Source organism: Caballeronia calidae (assembly GCF_900044055.2).
Lineage (GTDB): Bacteria > Pseudomonadota > Gammaproteobacteria > Burkholderiales > Burkholderiaceae > Caballeronia > Caballeronia calidae.
Window position 1 is genome coordinate 72,167 of the sequence record NZ_FCOX02000005.1, and the last position, 16,172, is coordinate 88,338.

The window sequence follows — 16,172 nt, forward strand, 5'->3', positions numbered from 1 at the left end:
CTTTTTAGTGATGTGCGGCGGCGACGGCGCTGACGATCTTGTCGGCGGCATCGGCGAGGTTTTCGGCGGGGATGATGGCAAGCCCGGACGTGCGCAGGATTTCGCGGCCCGCATCGACGTTGGTGCCGGCCAGGCGCACGACGAGCGGCACGCGCAGATCGACTTCACGCGCGGCCGCGACGACGCCTTGCGCGATCACGTCGCAGCGCATGATGCCGCCGAAGATGTTGACGAGAATCCCCTGCACCTTCGGATCGCGCAGGATCAGCTTGAACGCGGTCGCGACGCGCTCCTGCGTTGCGCCGCCGCCGACGTCGAGAAAGTTCGCCGGCTCGCTGCCATAGAGCTTGATGATGTCCATCGTGGCCATCGCGAGGCCCGCGCCGTTCACCATGCAGCCGATGTTGCCGTCGAGCTTCACGTAATTGAGCCCGTGCTTCGCCGCTTCGATTTCGGCGGGATCTTCCTCGTCCTCATCGCGCAATTCCTCGATATCCGGATGGCGATAGAGCGCGTTGTCGTCGAAATTGAGCTTGGCGTCGAGCGCCATGACGTCGCCGGAACCGGTCACGACGAGCGGATTCACTTCGACGATGGACGCGTCCAGATCGACGAACGCCTGATACAGCGCCGTGATGAACTTCGACGCCGCGCCCACCTGTTTGCCGGCGAGACCGAGACCGAACGCGATCTGGCGCGTGTGGAAGGGCTGGAGGCCGGTCGCGGGATCGATCGCGACCTTGAGAATCTTCTCCGGCGTCCGATGCGCGACTTCCTCGATCTCCATGCCGCCCTCGGTCGACGCCATGATCGTGATGCGCGACGTCGCGCGATCGACGAGCATGCCGAGATACAGCTCGCGCGCGATGTCGCAGCCTTCCTCGATATAGAGGCGCTTCACCTCCTTGCCCGCCGGTCCGGTCTGCTTGGTCACGAGCACCGACTTCAGCATCTTTTGCGCGTTCTCGCGCACGTCTTCCACCGACTTCACGACGCGCACGCCGCCCTTGCCGTCGGGATCATTGGAAAAGCGCCCGGCGCCGCGGCCGCCCGCGTGAATCTGCGACTTGACGACCCAGACCGGGCCGCCCAGCGCGCTCGCCGCGTCTGCGGCCTCCTGCGCCGAGAAGGCGACGCGGCCATGCGGAACCGCGACGCCGTACTTTCGCAGCAGCGCCTTCGCTTGATATTCGTGGATGTTCATTGCGTCTCCTGTGTCCTCTCTTGGGAATGGGCGCGACCCAGAAAAAGCGTCATCCGCGGCGCGCTGAAATACGATATATCACATTTCACGGCGCACAAAAACTTTTGAACGCTGCCGGTCGTACGTGTTATGCGCCTATTTAATCGAGGAGGGAGGCATACAGCGATTGATGCGGTGCAGCGTGTGGTTGGTGGAGTCCGAAGTAGGGCGGGCATTCTGGCCCATCGTGCAGCGCATCACAGGGTTTTCGCCGAGCGGGATACAGTTGACTAATACTGTGTGTGGAATATTGTATATCACAACGACGGACACGAACCCCGACGAATCGCGGGCGCGCTGCAGCGTGCAGGTGAGTCGATCGCGAAGACGGGCAAGAGCGCGGTCATCAACATCTGGGTTGATCCGACTGTCTGCGCACCGGACACGATGGCGCAGACGATGTACAAATAAACGTCGAACTTATAAACGCGGAAGCAAGATTTCGGAGACGAGCAATGACGGTGAACAATTCTGGCAAGGCGCTGGACGGCGTGCGAATCCTGGATTTCACGCACGTTCAATCGGGACCGACCTGCACGCAGCTGCTCGCGTGGTTCGGCGCGGACGTCATCAAGGTGGAGCGCGCCGGTGCGGGCGACATCACGCGGGAACAACTGCGTGATATCCCCGACGCCGACAGCCTCTATTTCACGATGCTCAACCACAACAAGCGCTCGATCACCATCGACACGAAGAATCCCGAAGGGAAGAAGGTGCTCGAGACGCTCGTGAAGAATTGCGATGTGCTCGTCGAGAACTTCGCGCCGGGCGCGCTCGATCGCATGGGCTTCACGTGGGAGCGCATCCAGGAGCTGAATCCGCGGATGATCGTCGCGTCGGTGAAGGGCTTCGGGCCGGGACCGTACGAAGACTGCAAGGTCTACGAGAACGTCGCGCAATGCGCGGGCGGCGCGGCCTCGACGACCGGCTTCGACGACGGCCCGCCCGTCGTGACCGGCGCGCAGATCGGCGATTCGGGCACGGGCCTGCATCTCGCGCTCGGCATCGTCACGGCGCTGTATCAGCGCAACACGAGCGGCCGCGGCCAGAAGGTGCTCGCCGCGATGCAGGACGGCGTGCTCAACCTCTGCCGCGTGAAGCTGCGCGACCAGCAGCGGCTCGAGCGCACCGGCGTGATGAAGGAATATCCGCAGTATCCGAACGGCACGTTCGGCGAGGCGGTGCCGCGCGCCGGCAACGCATCGGGCGGCGGCCAGCCGGGCTGGATCCTGAAGTGCAAGGGCTGGGAAACCGATCCGAACGCGTACATCTACTTCATCACGCAGGCGCCGGTGTGGGGCGAGATCTGCAAGGTGATCGGAAGGGAGGAATGGATCGATCATCCGGACTACAAGACGCCGAACGCGCGCCTGCCGCATCTGAAGCAGATCTTCGATGAAATCGAGCGCTGGACGATGTCGAAGACCAAGTTCCAGGCGATGGAAATCCTCAACAAGCACGACATTCCGTGCGGCCCGATCCTGTCGATGAAGGAGATCGCAGAAGAGCCGTCGCTGCGCAAGACCGGGACGATCGTCGAAGTGGATCATCCGGTGCGCGGCAAGTACCTCACGGTCGGTAATCCGATCAAGCTGTCCGACAGTCCCACCGAAGTCGTGCGTTCGCCGCTGCTTGGCGAGCACACCGACGAAGTCATGGCCGAACTCGGCTACACGCCTGACCAGGTCGCCACGCTGAAGAGCCTCGGCGCGATCTGAGCCTTTCTGAACCGCGAACACGCCCGCCGCCTCGACAGGAGGCGGCGAGGATCGTCACGTCCAAAAAGACGGACACCTGATAACGGAGAGACACCAAATGAACAGCACGGTTGTCCAGGATCGCAGCGAATCAGTCAATTCTTCCAACCAGGCAGCGGCGGTCGTTCCGCTACATGCGCCCGACGCGAAGCGCCGCGTCGCCGAGGTCTTCGATCGCGTGAAGGCCGAAGGACGCACGTCGCTCACGGCGCCGGAAGGCAAGCTCATTTGCGATGCATACGGCATCGCCGTGCCGCAGGAAGGCGTCGCCAAATCGGCGGACGATGCCGCGAAGCTCGCGTCGTTCATCGGCTTTCCGGTGGTGCTGAAGATCGTTTCGCCCGAAATCCTGCACAAGACCGAGGCGGGCGGCGTGCTCGTCGGCGTGAAGAACGAAGCCGATGTCCGCGCGGGCTTCGACACGATCATCTCGAACGCGAAGAAGTACGACCCGAACGCGACGCTCGTCGGCGTGCAGGTTCAGCAGATGGTCGGCGCGGGCCAGGAAGTGATCATCGGCGCGGTGACGGACCCGTCGTTCGGCAAGCTGATCGCGTTCGGTCTCGGCGGCGTGCTCGTCGAAGTGCTGAAGGACGTGACGTTCCGTCTCGCGCCCGTCACGCGCGACGAAGCCGCGTCGATGCTCGACGGCATTCAGGCCGCCGAAGTGCTGCGCGGCGTGCGCGGCGCTGAAGCCGTGAATCGCGAGGCGCTCATCACGTTGATCGAGCGCGTGTCGCGTCTCGTCGACGACTTCCCGCAAATCTCCGAGATGGACCTGAACCCGGTCTTCGCGAGCCCGAACGGCGCGGTGGCGGCGGACGTGCGCATCGTGATGGACTTCGAGCCGGCCGCGCCGCGTTATCGCCCGACGCAGGAGCAGATCGTCGCGCAGATGAACCGCATCATGAAGCCGGATGCGGTCGCGGTGATCGGCGCGTCGAACGAGGACGGCAAGATCGGCAACTCCGTGATGAAGAACCTCATCAACGGCGGCTATCAGGGCACGATCTATCCGATCCACCCGAAGGCCGACGAGATCATGGGCCGCAAGGCGTACAAGAGCGTGAAGGACGTGCCCGGCGTGATCGATGTCGCCGTGTTCGCGATTCCGGCGAAGTTCGTCGCGCAAGCGCTCGTCGAAGTGGGCGAGAAGCAGATTCCGGGCGCGGTGCTGATTCCGTCGGGTTTCGCGGAGACCGGCAATCACGAAGGCCAGGAAGAGATCGTGCAGATCGCGCGCAAGTACGACATCCGCATGATGGGACCGAACATCTACGGCTTCTACTACACGCCGAAGAACCTCTGCGCGACGTTCTGCACGCCGTACGACGTGAAGGGCAAGGCGGCGCTGTCGTCGCAATCGGGCGGCATCGGCATGGCGATCATCGGGTTTTCGCGCTCGGCGAAGATGGGCGTGTCCGCGATCGTCGGCCTCGGCAACAAGAGCGATATCGACGAAGACGATCTGCTCACGTTCTTCGAGCAGGACGACAACACGGAAATCATCGCGCAGCACTGCGAGGACCTGAAGGACGGACGTTCGTTCGCCGAAGCCGCGAAGCGCGTGTCGAAGAAAAAGCCGGTCGTGGTGCTGAAGGCGGGGCGCACGAGCCTCGGCGCGCGCGCGGCCAGCTCGCACACCGGCGCGCTCGCGGGCAACGACAAGATCTACGAAGACGTGTTCCAGCAGTGCGGCGTGATCCGCGCGCGCTCGCTGCGTGACCTGCTCGAATTCGCGCGCGGCATTCCGAAGCTGCCGACGCCGAAGGGCGAGAACACGGTAATCATCACGGGCGCGGGCGGCTCGGGCGTGCTGCTGTCGGATGCATGCGTCGACAACAATCTGTCGCTCATGACGATGCCCGACGATCTCGACGCCGCGTTCCGCAAGTTCATCCCGCCGTTCGGCGCGGCGGGCAATCCGGTCGACATCACCGGCGGCGAGCCGCCGAGCACCTACAAGAATACGATCCGCCTCGGTCTCGAAGACGATCGCATCCATTCGATCATCCTCGGCTACTGGCACACGATCATCACACCGCCGATGGTCTTCGCGAAGCTCGTGATCGAAGTGAAGGAGGAGATGAAGGCGCTGGGCATCGAGAAGCCGATCGTGGCATCGCTCGCGGGCGATGTTCAGGTCGAGGAAGCGGCGGAGTATCTTTACGAGCATGGCGTGCCCGCCTACGCGTACTCGACGGAACTGCCCGTCGCGGTGCTCGGCGCGAAGTACAAGTGGGCGCGTGGAGCAGGTTTGATCTGATGTAACGAGGAGTACGGAGGAGGGGACGAGAGCGCGGGCCATTTCAAAGCAAATGCAGCCCGCGCTCCTTATAAGGGAGGCAGACTTGACACACTGGATTCGTTTTCGCGATGCCGACGGCAGCATCGGCTTCGGCACGCTCGATCAGTACTCGGGCCGCGTCGTGCAGCACGACGGCGCGATGTTCGATCGCCCGCGCCCGACCGACATTTCCTACGCCGTGGACGACCTGACGCTGCTCGCGCCCTGCGAGCCGAGCAAGGTCATCGCGCTGTGGAACAACTACTACGCGCTGTCGCAGAAGCTCGATAAAGCGCCGCCGCAGCATCCGCTCTTTCTCATCAAGCCGCCGATGTCGGTGATCGGCCCGAACGAGTCGATTCGCCGGCCGAAGAGCTATCACGGCAAGATCGCGTATGAGGGCGAGCTCGGCATCGTGATCGGCAAGACGGTGAGCGGGGCGTCGGTGGAGGAAGCCGAGGCGGCGATCTTCGGCTACACGTGCGTCAACGACGTGACCGCGATCGAGCTTTTGCAGGAAGATCCCAACTTCGCGCAATGGTGCCGCTCGAAGGGCTTCGACACGTTCACGTGTCTCGGTCCCGCGATCGTCACGCCGGGCAACGGCTTCGACTGGCGCGCGGCGAATGTCGTCACCACGCTCGAAGGCGCCGAGCGCCAGAACTATCCGCTCGACGACATGATCTTCTCGCCCGCCGAGCAAGTGAGCCTGCTGTCGCAGGACATGACGCTCGTACCCGGCGATGTCATCGCGTGCGGCACGTCGATCGGCGTCGGTTCGATCAAGGACGGCGCGCGCGTCGATGTGACGATCGCGGGCATCGGCACGCTGTCGAACGTGCTCGAAGCATGACCGGCGGCTGGCTGTCGGGCGCGCTCTGCGTGCTCGCGTCGCTGTCTGCGGGGGCATCGCTGCGTTCGGGCGCGGCGCGCTGGCGCCGGCTGTGGGAAATCGGCGCGGTCGTGATCGTGGCTTACGGTGTGAGCCGGGGGCCGGGCGTCGCCGCGCTGCTGCTCGCCATCGTCGCGGGATTCGCCGGATACCGGCTCGGCCGGCCCGCGGCGAACGCTTCGACGCAGGCGTCGCTCGTCACGATCGCGTTCGTCGCGTGGCTCTTGCCCGATGCGCCCGGCCTCAGCGGTGTATTCGCCGTGCTCGCGGGCGGCGCGGTGGCGGCGCTGGGTTATCTGGTGTGCGCCCGGAGGCATCGGGAGACGGCGAATCTGCAGGCATTGCATCTCGCGTGCGCCGGCGCGTGCGCGGCGCTCGCGTATGTGCTCGGCGCTCAGTCGGGCGCGCTCGCCGTGGTGTCGGTCGTGGCAATGGTCGCGCTCATCGGCGCGCATCTGTCGCTCGCGATGGGCGGCAGCGCCAGCGCGCCGCTCGCGAGCCTCATGAGCGGAACAGCGTCGTGCGGTCTCGCGGTGGCGGCCGCGATCGGCGGCATGCACGGCACGAATGCCGCGCTCGTCGTCGCCACGGTCGCGCTTGCCATCGGTTGCGCGCGGTCCGCATCGTTCGCCGGCTTCGTGCGCGAGGTCCCTTGAAACAGCAAAGCCGGCGCGATCGTCGCGCCGGCTTTGTCTTCGATGCGTCATCCGCGCGGCGAACCGCGCATCAACGATCGCGATTCCACAACGCGCCGAGCAGGAAGCCGACGGCTGCCGCGATCAGCACGCCCTGAATCGGCTGACTCGCGACGGCGAGTCGCACGTTGTCGACGGTCTGCCCATAGCTCTGTTGCAGGTTGCCGTATGCCTGCCGCATCTTGCCTTCGGCTTGCGTGGCGCCATCGCCCGTGAGCGCGCCGACCGCGTCCTGCACCTTGCCGACGACCTTTTGCGCCGTGCCTTCCACTTGATCCTGCACCATGGTGCCTCCCTTTCGGTTGAGCGGTTTCTCATGAATCCCGCGTGAATCCGGTCACGCCGGAACGCACCTGTACAGCACGTCGCGTGCCCAGTTGCTCACGCCGGACCGATCAAACCTTTCACGGCATCGATCAGATCGTCGATCGAAAGCGGCTTGCGGCGAAACTGCGCGTGCGGATGCTCGAGCGGCGGCGCCTTCGCCGCCGCGCTCATGAGGATCACGGGCACCTGGCCGAGGCCGTCGCTCGCGGCCAGTTGCTGGATCAGCTGAACACCGTCCATGTGCGGCATCATCCAGTCGGTGATGACGAGCGCGGGCGGGTTCGTGCGCGCGGTGTCGAGCGCGGTGCGTCCGTTGGATGCGGTCACGACCTCGTAGCCCTCCATTTCGAGCACGAGACGCCACGTGGTCAGAATGTCGAATTCATCGTCGACGACGAGGATCTTTTTCATGCGGGCGCGCCGGGGTCCGACACAGAAAGCGCCGGCGCGATCGACGGGTTTCCGGACAACAGACCCGTCGGGCCGATGAAGCCCTCGCTCATATGCAGTCCGCGCGCGTCGATGACGAGCCGGCGGATCGACGAGTCATGCGAGCCTTCGCGCTGCTTGACGACCGACACCATCCGGTAGAGCGACGAGTTCGCCTCCACGTAACGCATCAGCACGATGTTTTCGGTCATCGCCGAGGCGCGCATCGTCACGGGCGGCGCGCAGTCGCCGTAGAGCGGCAGTTCCTCGGTGAGGACGGTCGTCACGCCCGCTTCGCGCAGGCGGTGCGTGAGCGCGTTGAGAAAGAGCCCGAAGCGCTCGGTGCGATTCGCGGACTGATGAAATCCGTCGATGCCGTCGATCACGAGCCGCGACGCGTTCGACCGCCTGATCGCGTTCATCAGTTCGACGGCGAGCTCGTCGATCGCGAGCTCGACCGCCGGATGCCAGTGGATCGAGAGGCGTCCGTCGCGCACGGCGGGCGCGAGATCGATGCCGACCGAACGCGCCTTCGCGATCAGCCGTTCCGGCGACTCGTAGAAGCCGAAGTAGACGCAGCGCTCGCCCCGCTCGACGCCCGCCTGCAGGAACTTGAGCGACAGGAGCGTCTTGCCGATGCCCGACGGCCCGGCGAACGTGGTCGTCGAACCGCGCACGACGCCGCCGCCGAGCATCTGGTCGAAGTCGGAGAAGGCAAAGCCGAGCTTGCTCTCGAAATCCGGCGCGGCCCGTTCGTTGGCCGGCGACGCCTCGATGCGCGGAAAGGTCACGAGACCTTCCTCGGTGATCCTGAAAAAATGCTTGCCGAGCAGATGATCGCGGGCGCGCAGCTTGTGGACTTCGATCTCGCGGGCGCGCCGCATGCCGGTGTTGTAGCGGTTGAGCTCGATGAGCCCGTCGACGAGCGTGTGCTCCGGATGCGGCTCGTTGCCGGACAGCGGCGCGAGGATCAGCGTCGTGCAGCGTGCGGCGCTCACGAACGCGGAGAGCTCGTGGATGAACTGCGAGAGCTCGAGCTCCGTCGAACTGAATTCGCGTGCGCTGCGAAAGCCGTCGATGACCATGAAGCGCGGCCGGCTCGACTTGATCGTCGACGCGATCAGCGCGAGAAAGCCGGACAGGCCGTCGCGCATCAGCTCGTGGTAGCCGGAGACGAAGAGCATCCGGTCCGAGATCGCGTCGGCGTTATAGAACGAGAGCCCCTTCAGATGGGACAGCAGCTTGGTGTGCGATTCGGCGATCAGCGTGATGTACAGCACCATGTCGCCCTGCGCCACGCGATGAAAGCCGATCTGCGACGAGAGAATCGTCTTGCCTGCGCCCGCCATCCCTTCGATCAGATAAAGGCCGCCTTCGACGAGGCCGCCGCCCAGGATGTCGTCCAGGCCCGCGACGCCGGTCGTCACGTTGCCATCGTTGGCGGCGGGCTGTCTGGCGTGATCGGTCGAGAGGTTATCGTCTTGATTCATGGCATTTTCGTTTTTACTTGGGCGATCCGGCTTTTTTGCGAAGGCGCATTATGGCTGACTCTTGGAAAATTGTGACTGCCCGCAGTGCGGTCGTTCCCGTCGCCAGGCCTTCCCACGCGTGTTTCTGCGCGCCCGCGGGGCGCTTTGCGAGGTCGCTGCGGCGCTCTATGCAAGCGCCAGCCGCGCTTGCGCAGGCGAGCGAACGTTCCTTGCACGCATTTTTCGCGCCCGATCGCCGTATCGGATCTTCGATGAAACCAAGAAGTCTTTGAGAACCTTCTCATGGGCAGGCGGCAGGAAGGCTGCTGAAATAACGAACCATGTCGTACACGGACGCCGTGTGTCTCTTCCGGTCGTTCCATCCCGGCGCTCGTGCGCCTTCATTCGCCTTTCCTGCCATGTACCGTTCGCATATGATTTCGGGCGCTTTCGCGCTCGCCGCCAGCTTTATCGTTTCATTCGCCGCGGGCGCCGCGCCTGCGCACGCCGCCGAAACCTTGCCCGACGCGCGCATTTTGTCGAGCGCGCCTTTTATTTTCCAGTCGGACCGCGACATTTTCTACCGCAAATCCGATGAGCCGTCTGATTCGCGCATCTTCCAGCCGATCGAACCCATTCGCAGCGCGGGCGAGTCGCAACTGTTGCAAGAGCGTTCCAGACGTCGCCCGATCATTTGAAACCCGCGTATATTCATCACGTTTTCAATAACGCATTTTTAATTGTCTGGAATCGGCGGCTTCTCGGCGCCATAATGCTTTCCGAGCGACGTGCTTTATCGTTACGGAAAAACGCAATGAAGCCCTTGGTAATTGCGGAAATCGTGCTGATAGCGGCTGGTTTGTTCGGCCCGCTCACGCAGGCGCGTGCGGCCGGCGATATATTCCTGGAGTCGGCGCCGAAAATAGCGGACGCACCCGCCGGCAAGAATAGCGATGTCGCGGAACTGGAGAATCTGACCGCCGCCGGTAAAATCGAGGAATTGCGCAAGACGGTGAATGGCAGTTACGGCGCAAGTCTCGCGTATTATCCCGACCAGATGAATTATTACGCCGCACTGTTTCAGCAACGTAATATCTGGCGCGTATTTAAAACGCAAAACGAAGCGCGGGCCGAAGCGGTCTATTCCGATTTCGCGAAAACGTCCGCTACGCTCGCCGATGCGGAAATAAGGCGTGTCAAGCTGGAGGCCGAGAAAGCCTATGCCGACAGACAGATCGCCGCACAGCAGGATCGCGCCAACCGTCTTCAGGCGGATCTCGATATCGCGCGGTCGCAGCAAGGCCAGGTGTCGAGCTACCAGCAGGAACAGCAGAACGCGGTCCGCGAGCTGCGCACCGAGCAGGCCGCCGCACAGGCACAGCTTCGCGCGCTGCAAATCCGCGTTCAGGAGTTGCAAAAACAGGCCGATGGCGACCTGCCGGCACCGGCCAGATGAAACGTTGCGGGCCTGCGGTTTTAGGAGTTGTCCGCTTAGGAGGGCGCTTGTCTCGTTGCTAAGATCCTGCGGCTTTCGGATCGCTTATCGAAATGATGAGCGCGTCCAAAACGGCTCGCCGAGTCTGCCAGCGCCTTTTGACATAAGCCATAGTCCGAAGCGGGCGTACTTCAGCGATTCGCACTCTGAAATGAATCTGCATGAGCGTCAAAATGTTTACGAAAACCCTTGCCATTAGTCTTATCGCCGTGGCAGCACTTGTCGGCTGCTCATCCACGACGGGACCGACCTTCAATATCAGCGAAATACAAACGTCGACGGGGCAGAAGGCTTATCGCGCCGAATGTTACGGTCTGTTCGAGAATGGCAGCGCCTGCATGGCGGCGGTGCAGAAGACGTGCGGCAATCAGAACGTGAACGTGCTGCAACATGTCGATGGAACGAACAGGCCCAACGATCCGCGCGAAGTCGTGTTCAACTGCGCGACGTCCGTGGCGCCGGTGCCGCCGGCCGCTCCCGTGGCGCCGGCTCCCGAGCCGCAGCCGGCTGCCGCCGTCGTTCCGGCGACCGCGCCGCGCAAGGTCTCGCTCGACGAGAAGACCAATTTCGCTTTCGACAGCGCCGCTTTGACGCCGAAGGCAAAGAGCATTCTGAATAAGCTCGTCGCGGAATCGAAGGGCACGAAGTTCGCCTCGGTCACGGTTCAGGGCTTTACGGACTCGACTGGTCCCGAGGCTTACAACGTCGACTTGTCGGAGCGTCGCGCCCAATCGGTCCTCGACTATCTCAAGGGCCACGGTCTGAATTCCGACAGCTTCGCGACGAAGGGCTACGGCAAGTCACGTCCGGTTGCGTCGAACGCGACGAACGAGGGCCGGGCCGAAAATCGCCGCGTGGAAGTGACGCTCACGCCGTAATTCATCGCTCATCGCAGCACGCCATCGCTAAAAAGCCCGCGAACCATCCGGTTCGCGGGCTTTTTTCTGTCTTTTCCCCGGAACACGCCGTTCAGAAGAGCGCAAGCTGCTCGCGTCCCGGTCCGCCTTCCAGCGTGAGCAAATGACGCTTGCGCTCCACGCCGCCGGCGTAGCCGGTCAATTCTCCATCGACGCCGATCACGCGATGACACGGCACGATGATCGCCACGGGATTGCGCCCGTTCGCGCCGCCGACGGCCCGCGAAGCGCTTGCGGGCAGACCGAGCCGGCGTGCGAGATCGCCGTAGGTCCACGCGTCGCCGAAAGGAATGCGCCGCAGCGCCTCCCAGACCTGCTGTTGAAAAGCGGTGCCGCCGAGACGCAGGGCGATCGAAAATTCCCTGCGCGCGCCGGCGAAGTATTCGCCGATCTGGTCGCGCGCCTCGGCGATCACGCGGGCGCGGGGCGCCGTATCGGACAGCGCCGGCTCCGGCAGCCCGGCCGGGAAATGCTTCTGCCCGACGAAGAAGAGCCCCGTCAGACAGTCGTCCTCGGCACGATACAGAATGGGCCCGAGCGGACTCGGGGCGACATGGCATTCGATCACTTCGATCCTCTTACATCAGCGGCCGCTATCCACCTGAACGATCGCGCAGCGCGTCAGATGAACGGGTTGTCGGCGGTGCCGGAGGGCGCGGCCGGTTCATCGGGCAGCTTCGCGGGCAGCGCCGCATCGCCCTGCAAGGCTTCGACGATCGCGCCGAGCGCCTTTTGAAGCGCGAGCGCATTCGCGAGACCGGCCTTGTCGCGCGCGATGGTGAGATCGCCGCTGATCGACACGCGGGTCTTGCCGTTGACGATGTTGATCGCGTCGCCCGCGATGTTCAGCACGTCGGTATCGTTGGCAAATGGCTTAAACACCTCGCAATCCTCCAATTCGTTTGTCTTTCAGTCCGTCCGGAATGCCGGGAAATGCGAGCCCGCTCATCGCTTCCAGTTCGCGCACGGTTTTCATCGTATACGTGTTCGTCGGCGTGTTTTCGACGACCACCGCGAATGCGATCTGCCGCTGCGGCAAATAGACCACCTTATACAACTGCGTGGGCACGAACACGCGCGACTCGCCGATGGTCTGCAACTGGCGTCCCGAGAAGAGCGGACCGGTGACGACGTAGGCTTCGCCCGATTCTTCCGTCAGCCTGCGCACGGCTTCCTCGATGCGCGACCAGATGCGCCGGTTGTTCGACGGGTCCTGCGGCACGATGTTCGCCAGCGAGAACGAGTCGGCCATGCCCTGCTTGCTCGCGCGATCGCCCGCGGGGCTCATGTGGCCGCGGTCGTAACCGCTCTTCTTGTAGTCGGCGAGCTGCGCGCTCTCGCCGGGCGGCAGCCGCTTGTCGACGAAGAAGCGATTCGTGCGCGTGTTGTTCTTCGCCTGATCGACACTGTTCGCGGTCAGATGTTCCGCCGACCAGAGCGGTCCGTGCGTGATGCCGGAATGAAGCAGCGCGAAGTCGGAGTAGCAGATTGGCTGCGTCGCCGCGCGCATCTTCGAATTGACGACGACCGGTTCGCGGCCGTTCGGGCTGAACTGCGGGCAGTCGCTCGCCGATGCGGCGGCACACACCACGCTGAGGAGCGCGGCGGCGAATGCCTTGATGCGAAATTGCATGCGTGAAGTCCGGGCTGAATACGATGCATGAGACTGGAACGCCGCGTTGCATCTGCGCGCGGCGTTCGGGGCCGCAAGTATAAGCGTTGACGGCGACGCGCGGGACACGCGGACGCCCCGACGCGCGTGAAATCCAGGCGCGCTAGAATGCGTCGGGCCGACGTCATCTCAAAATCGAAAATGAATCCAGTGCGCAGCAAGCCGTCCGTCGTTCGATCCGTGATGTTGAGTCTCGCGATGTCCTGCGCCCTTCACGCATACGCCGATGAAGCCTCGCAGCCGGCGAGCAACGACGGTCCGGCCTATGGCCCGGAACTTCAGGGCTTCGACTATCCGTATCCGGTCGCGCGCTTTGCCGTCTCTTCGCAGCGGCAGGTCGTGAGCATGGCTTATATGGACGTGCATCCGCCGCATCCGAACGGCCGCACGGCGGTGCTTCTGCACGGCAAGAACTTCTGCTCGGCGACGTGGAAGCAGACCATCGAGACCTTGACGGATGCGGGCTATCGCGTGATCGCGCCGGATCAGATCGGCTTTTGCAGATCGACCAAGCCCGCGCGCTATCAGTACAGCTTCCAGCAGCTCGCGCGCAACACGCATGCGTTGCTCACGGCGCTCGGCATTTCGCACGCGACGCTCATCGGGCATTCCACAGGCGGCATGCTCGCCGTGCGCTATGCGCTGATGTATCCGCGCGAGACGGAGCAACTGGTGCTCGTGAACCCGATCGGACTCGAGGACTGGAAGGCGAAGGGCGTGCCGTCGATTTCGATCGACGACTGGTACGCACGGGAGTTGAAGACCAGCGCCGACGGCATTCGCCGCTATGAAACGAACACGTACTACGCCGGCCAATGGCGCGCCGATTACGAGCCGTGGGTGCAGATGCTCGCGGGCATGTATCGCGGGCCGGGCAAGGACGTCGTCGCGTGGAACTCGGCGCTCATCTACGACATGATTTACACGCAGCCCGTCGTCTATGAATTCGATGAGCTGCGGACGCCGACGCTGCTGCTCATCGGTGACAAGGACACCACCGCGATCGGCAAGGATTTCGCGCCGCCGGAGATTCGTCCGAGGCTCGGGCGCTATCCCGATCTCGCGAAGCTGGCAGCGGAGCGGATCGAGGGCGCGAAGCTCGTCGAGTTTCCGGAGCTGGGACACGCGCCGCAGATGCAGGATCCTGCGGCGTTCCACAAGGCGCTCCTCGATGGCCTCGCCGCGCTGAAGCCGCGATCGCAGTGATTCACTGGGCGCCGGGCGCGCACGCCGCGCGTTCGATCGCGGGCACCTGAACCGCCAGCGTGATGCCGCGCGCCACCATGAAGACGGTGAGCGCGAGCCACAGTCCGTGATTGCCGAGCGATCCGGCGAGCGCCCACGCGGCGAGCAGGAACACCGCGAGCGACACGGCCATCGCCTTCATCAGTTCATGCGTGCGGGTCGCGCCGATGAACACGCCGTCGAGCTGAAAGCCCGCGACGGACGCGAGCGGCAGAACCGCGGCCCACGGCAGATAACGCACCGCCGCCGCGTGCACGACGGCCTGATCCGTCAGCCTGCCGATGATCCATTCGCCGCTCACCCAATAGACGATCGAAAACCCGGCCGCGCCGATCGCGGACCAGAGCATCGTGACTCTCACGGCCTGGCGGAACGCATGACGATCCCGCGCGCCGGCCGCTGCGCCCACGAGCGCTTCGGCGGCGTGCGCGAAGCCGTCGAGTCCGAAGGACATGAAGGTCTGGAAGTTCAGCAGAACGGCGTTGGCGGCGAGGATCGCGTCGCCCTGGCGCGCGCCGAGATGCGCGAACCAGCCGTACGAACCGAGCAGGCAGATCGTGCGGATGAAGATATCGCGGTTGATCGCGACGAGCCGTCTGAGCGCACGCGCATCGAAGAGCGAACGCGGCGCGAGCGAAGGCAGGCCGCGCGGACGCTGATGCCAGAGTATCGCGGCGCCGAGCCCGAAGCCGCAGAAATCGGCGAACGCCGTCGCCGCGCCGATGCCCGCCACGCCCCAGCCGAAGCGATAGACGAAGAGCAGCACCGCGACGATATTCACCAGATTGATGAAGATCTGCGTGACGAGCGCGAGCCGCACGCGCTGACAGCCGAGCAGATAGCCCAGCACGACATAGTTGCCGAGCGCGAACGGCGCGGCCCAGATGCGCGCGTGGCAATACGCGCTCGCGGTCTCCTGCACGGCGGCGCTGCCGCCGAGCGCGGCGAGCGCATAGCGGACGATCGGCACCTGCAGCGCCAGCACGGCCGCGCCGATCGCGAGCGCGAGCAGCATCGCGCGCAGCACGCTCGCGCGCAACGCGTCGCGGTCATCGGCGCCGAACGCCTGCGCGACGAGTCCCGTCGTGCCCATGCGCAAGAAGCCGAAGCCCCAGAACACGAAGCTGAACACGAGCCCGCCGAGCGCGACGCCGCCGAGATACTGCGGCCCGTCGAGATGCCCGGCGACGGCCGTATCGACCGCGCCGAGAATCGGCTGCGTGAGGTTCGCGAGGACGATCGGAAACGCGAGCATCAGCACGCGCTTGTGCCAGTGCGCGGGCAGCGCGGTGTCGTCGGGCGAATCGTCTTGTGAAGAGGTCTGCAAGGTATCCGGTTGGCGTTTCGTGGCAAGGGCGTCATTGTCCGGAGCGCGCGCGGGCCGCGCAACTTCGCGCGAACCTCGATAATGCGCGTCATGAAAACATTCGCGCTCTATGTCGTCACGGCCATCGCCGAGATCGCCGGCTGCTACTTCCCTTATCGATGGCTCAGGGAGGGCGGCTCGCCGTGGCTCATCCTGCCCGGCGCGCTGTCGCTCGCGCTGTTCGCGTGGCTGCTCACGCTGCACGACACGGCGGCGGGGCGCATCTATGCGGCGTACGGCGGCGTGTATATCGGCGTGGCGATCGCGTGGCTATGGGCCGTCGACCGCATCCGGCCGACGGCGTGGGATCTCGCGGGCGCGGCGATCGCGCTTGTCGGGATGGGCGTCATCGCGTTTCAGCCGCGCGTCTGAGACGCG

Annotated in this window: 18 protein-coding genes; 10 read left to right on the forward strand and 8 right to left on the reverse strand. The window is 64.3% G+C overall.

The genetic code is table 11. From position 1 onward, the window contains the following. Positions 1 to 4: 4 nt before the first annotated feature. On the reverse strand, positions 5 to 1,204 hold the full coding sequence (gene sucC / locus AWB78_RS07120; protein WP_062603643.1) for an ADP-forming succinate--CoA ligase subunit beta: 1,200 nt from the start codon (positions 1,202 to 1,204) through the stop codon (positions 5 to 7). A gap of 279 nt (positions 1,205 to 1,483) precedes the next feature. Between sucC and AWB78_RS46355 the strand changes: the two genes are divergently transcribed. The 5 genes from AWB78_RS46355 to AWB78_RS07140 all read left to right on the forward strand — a co-directional run bounded on the left by AWB78_RS46355 (position 1,484) and on the right by AWB78_RS07140 (position 6,835). After that, a complete protein-coding gene (locus AWB78_RS46355) occupies positions 1,484 to 1,654 on the forward strand; it encodes a hypothetical protein (RefSeq protein WP_157697432.1) in 171 nt (56 codons plus the stop codon). Between the two features lie 44 nt (positions 1,655 to 1,698). After that, complete coding sequence (gene frc / locus AWB78_RS07125; protein WP_062603645.1) at positions 1,699 to 2,961, forward strand: formyl-CoA transferase; 1,263 nt, start codon at positions 1,699 to 1,701, stop codon at positions 2,959 to 2,961. 97 nt (positions 2,962 to 3,058) lie between these two features. Beyond that, positions 3,059 to 5,266, forward strand: a complete 2,208-nt coding sequence (locus tag AWB78_RS07130) for an acetate--CoA ligase family protein (RefSeq protein WP_232477629.1) — start codon at positions 3,059 to 3,061, stop codon at positions 5,264 to 5,266. 85 nt (positions 5,267 to 5,351) lie between these two features. Further along, entirely contained in the window at positions 5,352 to 6,140 is a 789-nt protein-coding gene (locus tag AWB78_RS07135) for a fumarylacetoacetate hydrolase family protein (protein ID WP_062603646.1), read from the forward strand. Beyond that, a complete protein-coding gene (locus AWB78_RS07140; RefSeq protein WP_062603648.1) occupies positions 6,137 to 6,835 on the forward strand; it encodes a hypothetical protein in 699 nt (232 codons plus the stop codon). The genes AWB78_RS07135 and AWB78_RS07140 overlap by 4 nt, the downstream gene beginning before the upstream one ends. A gap of 70 nt (positions 6,836 to 6,905) precedes the next feature. Here the strand turns inward: AWB78_RS07140 and AWB78_RS07145 are convergent, their stop codons facing one another. The 3 genes from AWB78_RS07145 to AWB78_RS07155 form a co-directional block, all read right to left on the reverse strand. Continuing rightward, positions 6,906 to 7,160 (reverse strand): CsbD family protein, encoded by a 255-nt coding sequence (locus tag AWB78_RS07145; RefSeq protein WP_062603650.1) that lies wholly within the window; start codon positions 7,158 to 7,160, stop codon positions 6,906 to 6,908. 95 nt (positions 7,161 to 7,255) lie between these two features. Beyond that, complete coding sequence (locus tag AWB78_RS07150) at positions 7,256 to 7,612, reverse strand: response regulator (protein ID WP_062603653.1); 357 nt, start codon at positions 7,610 to 7,612, stop codon at positions 7,256 to 7,258. Further along, complete coding sequence (locus tag AWB78_RS07155; protein ID WP_062603655.1) at positions 7,609 to 9,120, reverse strand: ATPase domain-containing protein; 1,512 nt, start codon at positions 9,118 to 9,120, stop codon at positions 7,609 to 7,611. The genes AWB78_RS07150 and AWB78_RS07155 overlap by 4 nt, the downstream gene beginning before the upstream one ends. Before the next feature lie 497 nt (positions 9,121 to 9,617). Between AWB78_RS07155 and AWB78_RS46360 the strand changes: the two genes are divergently transcribed. The 3 genes from AWB78_RS46360 to AWB78_RS07170 all read left to right on the forward strand — a co-directional run bounded on the left by AWB78_RS46360 (position 9,618) and on the right by AWB78_RS07170 (position 11,472). Continuing rightward, complete coding sequence (locus tag AWB78_RS46360; protein ID WP_157697433.1) at positions 9,618 to 9,797, forward strand: hypothetical protein; 180 nt, start codon at positions 9,618 to 9,620, stop codon at positions 9,795 to 9,797. Positions 9,798 to 9,913: 116 nt separating this feature from the next. Further along, positions 9,914 to 10,555 carry a DUF2968 domain-containing protein gene (locus AWB78_RS07165; protein ID WP_062603660.1) on the forward strand — a complete coding sequence of 214 codons (642 nt, stop codon included), beginning with the start codon at positions 9,914 to 9,916 and terminating at the stop codon, positions 10,553 to 10,555. 212 nt (positions 10,556 to 10,767) lie between these two features. Continuing rightward, on the forward strand, positions 10,768 to 11,472 hold the full coding sequence (locus AWB78_RS07170; RefSeq protein ID WP_063958952.1) for an OmpA family protein: 705 nt from the start codon (positions 10,768 to 10,770) through the stop codon (positions 11,470 to 11,472). Between the two features lie 91 nt (positions 11,473 to 11,563). Here the strand turns inward: AWB78_RS07170 and AWB78_RS07175 are convergent, their stop codons facing one another. From AWB78_RS07175 to AWB78_RS07185, 3 genes are read right to left on the reverse strand one after another with little or no spacing between them, the layout of a single operon-like run. Then, a complete protein-coding gene (locus AWB78_RS07175; protein ID WP_062603664.1) occupies positions 11,564 to 12,079 on the reverse strand; it encodes a methylated-DNA--[protein]-cysteine S-methyltransferase in 516 nt (171 codons plus the stop codon). 53 nt (positions 12,080 to 12,132) lie between these two features. Next, positions 12,133 to 12,393, reverse strand: coding sequence for a hypothetical protein (locus tag AWB78_RS07180; RefSeq protein WP_062603667.1), 261 nt, complete (start codon positions 12,391 to 12,393; stop codon positions 12,133 to 12,135). After that, positions 12,386 to 13,144 carry a DNA/RNA non-specific endonuclease gene (locus tag AWB78_RS07185; protein ID WP_062603669.1) on the reverse strand — a complete coding sequence of 253 codons (759 nt, stop codon included), beginning with the start codon at positions 13,142 to 13,144 and terminating at the stop codon, positions 12,386 to 12,388. The genes AWB78_RS07180 and AWB78_RS07185 overlap by 8 nt, the downstream gene beginning before the upstream one ends. A gap of 237 nt (positions 13,145 to 13,381) precedes the next feature. Between AWB78_RS07185 and AWB78_RS07190 the strand changes: the two genes are divergently transcribed. Continuing rightward, positions 13,382 to 14,389: an alpha/beta fold hydrolase gene (locus AWB78_RS07190; RefSeq protein ID WP_232477630.1), complete on the forward strand. Its 1,008-nt coding sequence runs from the start codon at positions 13,382 to 13,384 to the stop codon at positions 14,387 to 14,389. A 1-nt stretch (position 14,390) separates the two neighbouring features. Here the strand turns inward: AWB78_RS07190 and AWB78_RS07195 are convergent, their stop codons facing one another. Further along, complete coding sequence (locus AWB78_RS07195; RefSeq protein ID WP_232477637.1) at positions 14,391 to 15,683, reverse strand: MATE family efflux transporter; 1,293 nt, start codon at positions 15,681 to 15,683, stop codon at positions 14,391 to 14,393. 162 nt (positions 15,684 to 15,845) lie between these two features. Between AWB78_RS07195 and AWB78_RS07200 the strand changes: the two genes are divergently transcribed. Then, on the forward strand, positions 15,846 to 16,166 hold the full coding sequence (locus tag AWB78_RS07200; protein WP_062603977.1) for a YnfA family protein: 321 nt from the start codon (positions 15,846 to 15,848) through the stop codon (positions 16,164 to 16,166). The last annotated feature ends 6 nt before the right edge of the window (positions 16,167 to 16,172 follow it).

Excerpts from the sequence above, each read along its gene's own strand:
- sucC (WP_062603643.1), bottom strand. The coding sequence starts at position 1,204 with ATGAACATCCACGAATATCAAGCGAAGGCGCTGCTGCGAAAGTACGGC.
- frc (WP_062603645.1), top strand. The coding sequence starts at position 1,699 with ATGACGGTGAACAATTCTGGCAAGGCGCTGGACGGCGTGCGAATCCTG.
- AWB78_RS07130 (WP_232477629.1), top strand. The coding sequence starts at position 3,059 with ATGAACAGCACGGTTGTCCAGGATCGCAGCGAATCAGTCAATTCTTCC.
- AWB78_RS07140 (WP_062603648.1), top strand. The coding sequence starts at position 6,137 with ATGACCGGCGGCTGGCTGTCGGGCGCGCTCTGCGTGCTCGCGTCGCTG.
- AWB78_RS07145 (WP_062603650.1), bottom strand. The coding sequence starts at position 7,160 with ATGGTGCAGGATCAAGTGGAAGGCACGGCGCAAAAGGTCGTCGGCAAG.
- AWB78_RS07150 (WP_062603653.1), bottom strand. The coding sequence starts at position 7,612 with ATGAAAAAGATCCTCGTCGTCGACGATGAATTCGACATTCTGACCACG.
- AWB78_RS07155 (WP_062603655.1), bottom strand. The coding sequence starts at position 9,120 with ATGAATCAAGACGATAACCTCTCGACCGATCACGCCAGACAGCCCGCC.
- AWB78_RS07165 (WP_062603660.1), top strand. The coding sequence starts at position 9,914 with ATGAAGCCCTTGGTAATTGCGGAAATCGTGCTGATAGCGGCTGGTTTG.
- AWB78_RS07170 (WP_063958952.1), top strand. The coding sequence starts at position 10,768 with ATGTTTACGAAAACCCTTGCCATTAGTCTTATCGCCGTGGCAGCACTT.
- AWB78_RS07185 (WP_062603669.1), bottom strand. The coding sequence starts at position 13,144 with ATGCAATTTCGCATCAAGGCATTCGCCGCCGCGCTCCTCAGCGTGGTG.
- AWB78_RS07190 (WP_232477630.1), top strand. The coding sequence starts at position 13,382 with ATGTCCTGCGCCCTTCACGCATACGCCGATGAAGCCTCGCAGCCGGCG.
- AWB78_RS07195 (WP_232477637.1), bottom strand. The coding sequence starts at position 15,683 with ATGCTCGCGTTTCCGATCGTCCTCGCGAACCTCACGCAGCCGATTCTC.
- AWB78_RS07200 (WP_062603977.1), top strand. The coding sequence starts at position 15,846 with ATGAAAACATTCGCGCTCTATGTCGTCACGGCCATCGCCGAGATCGCC.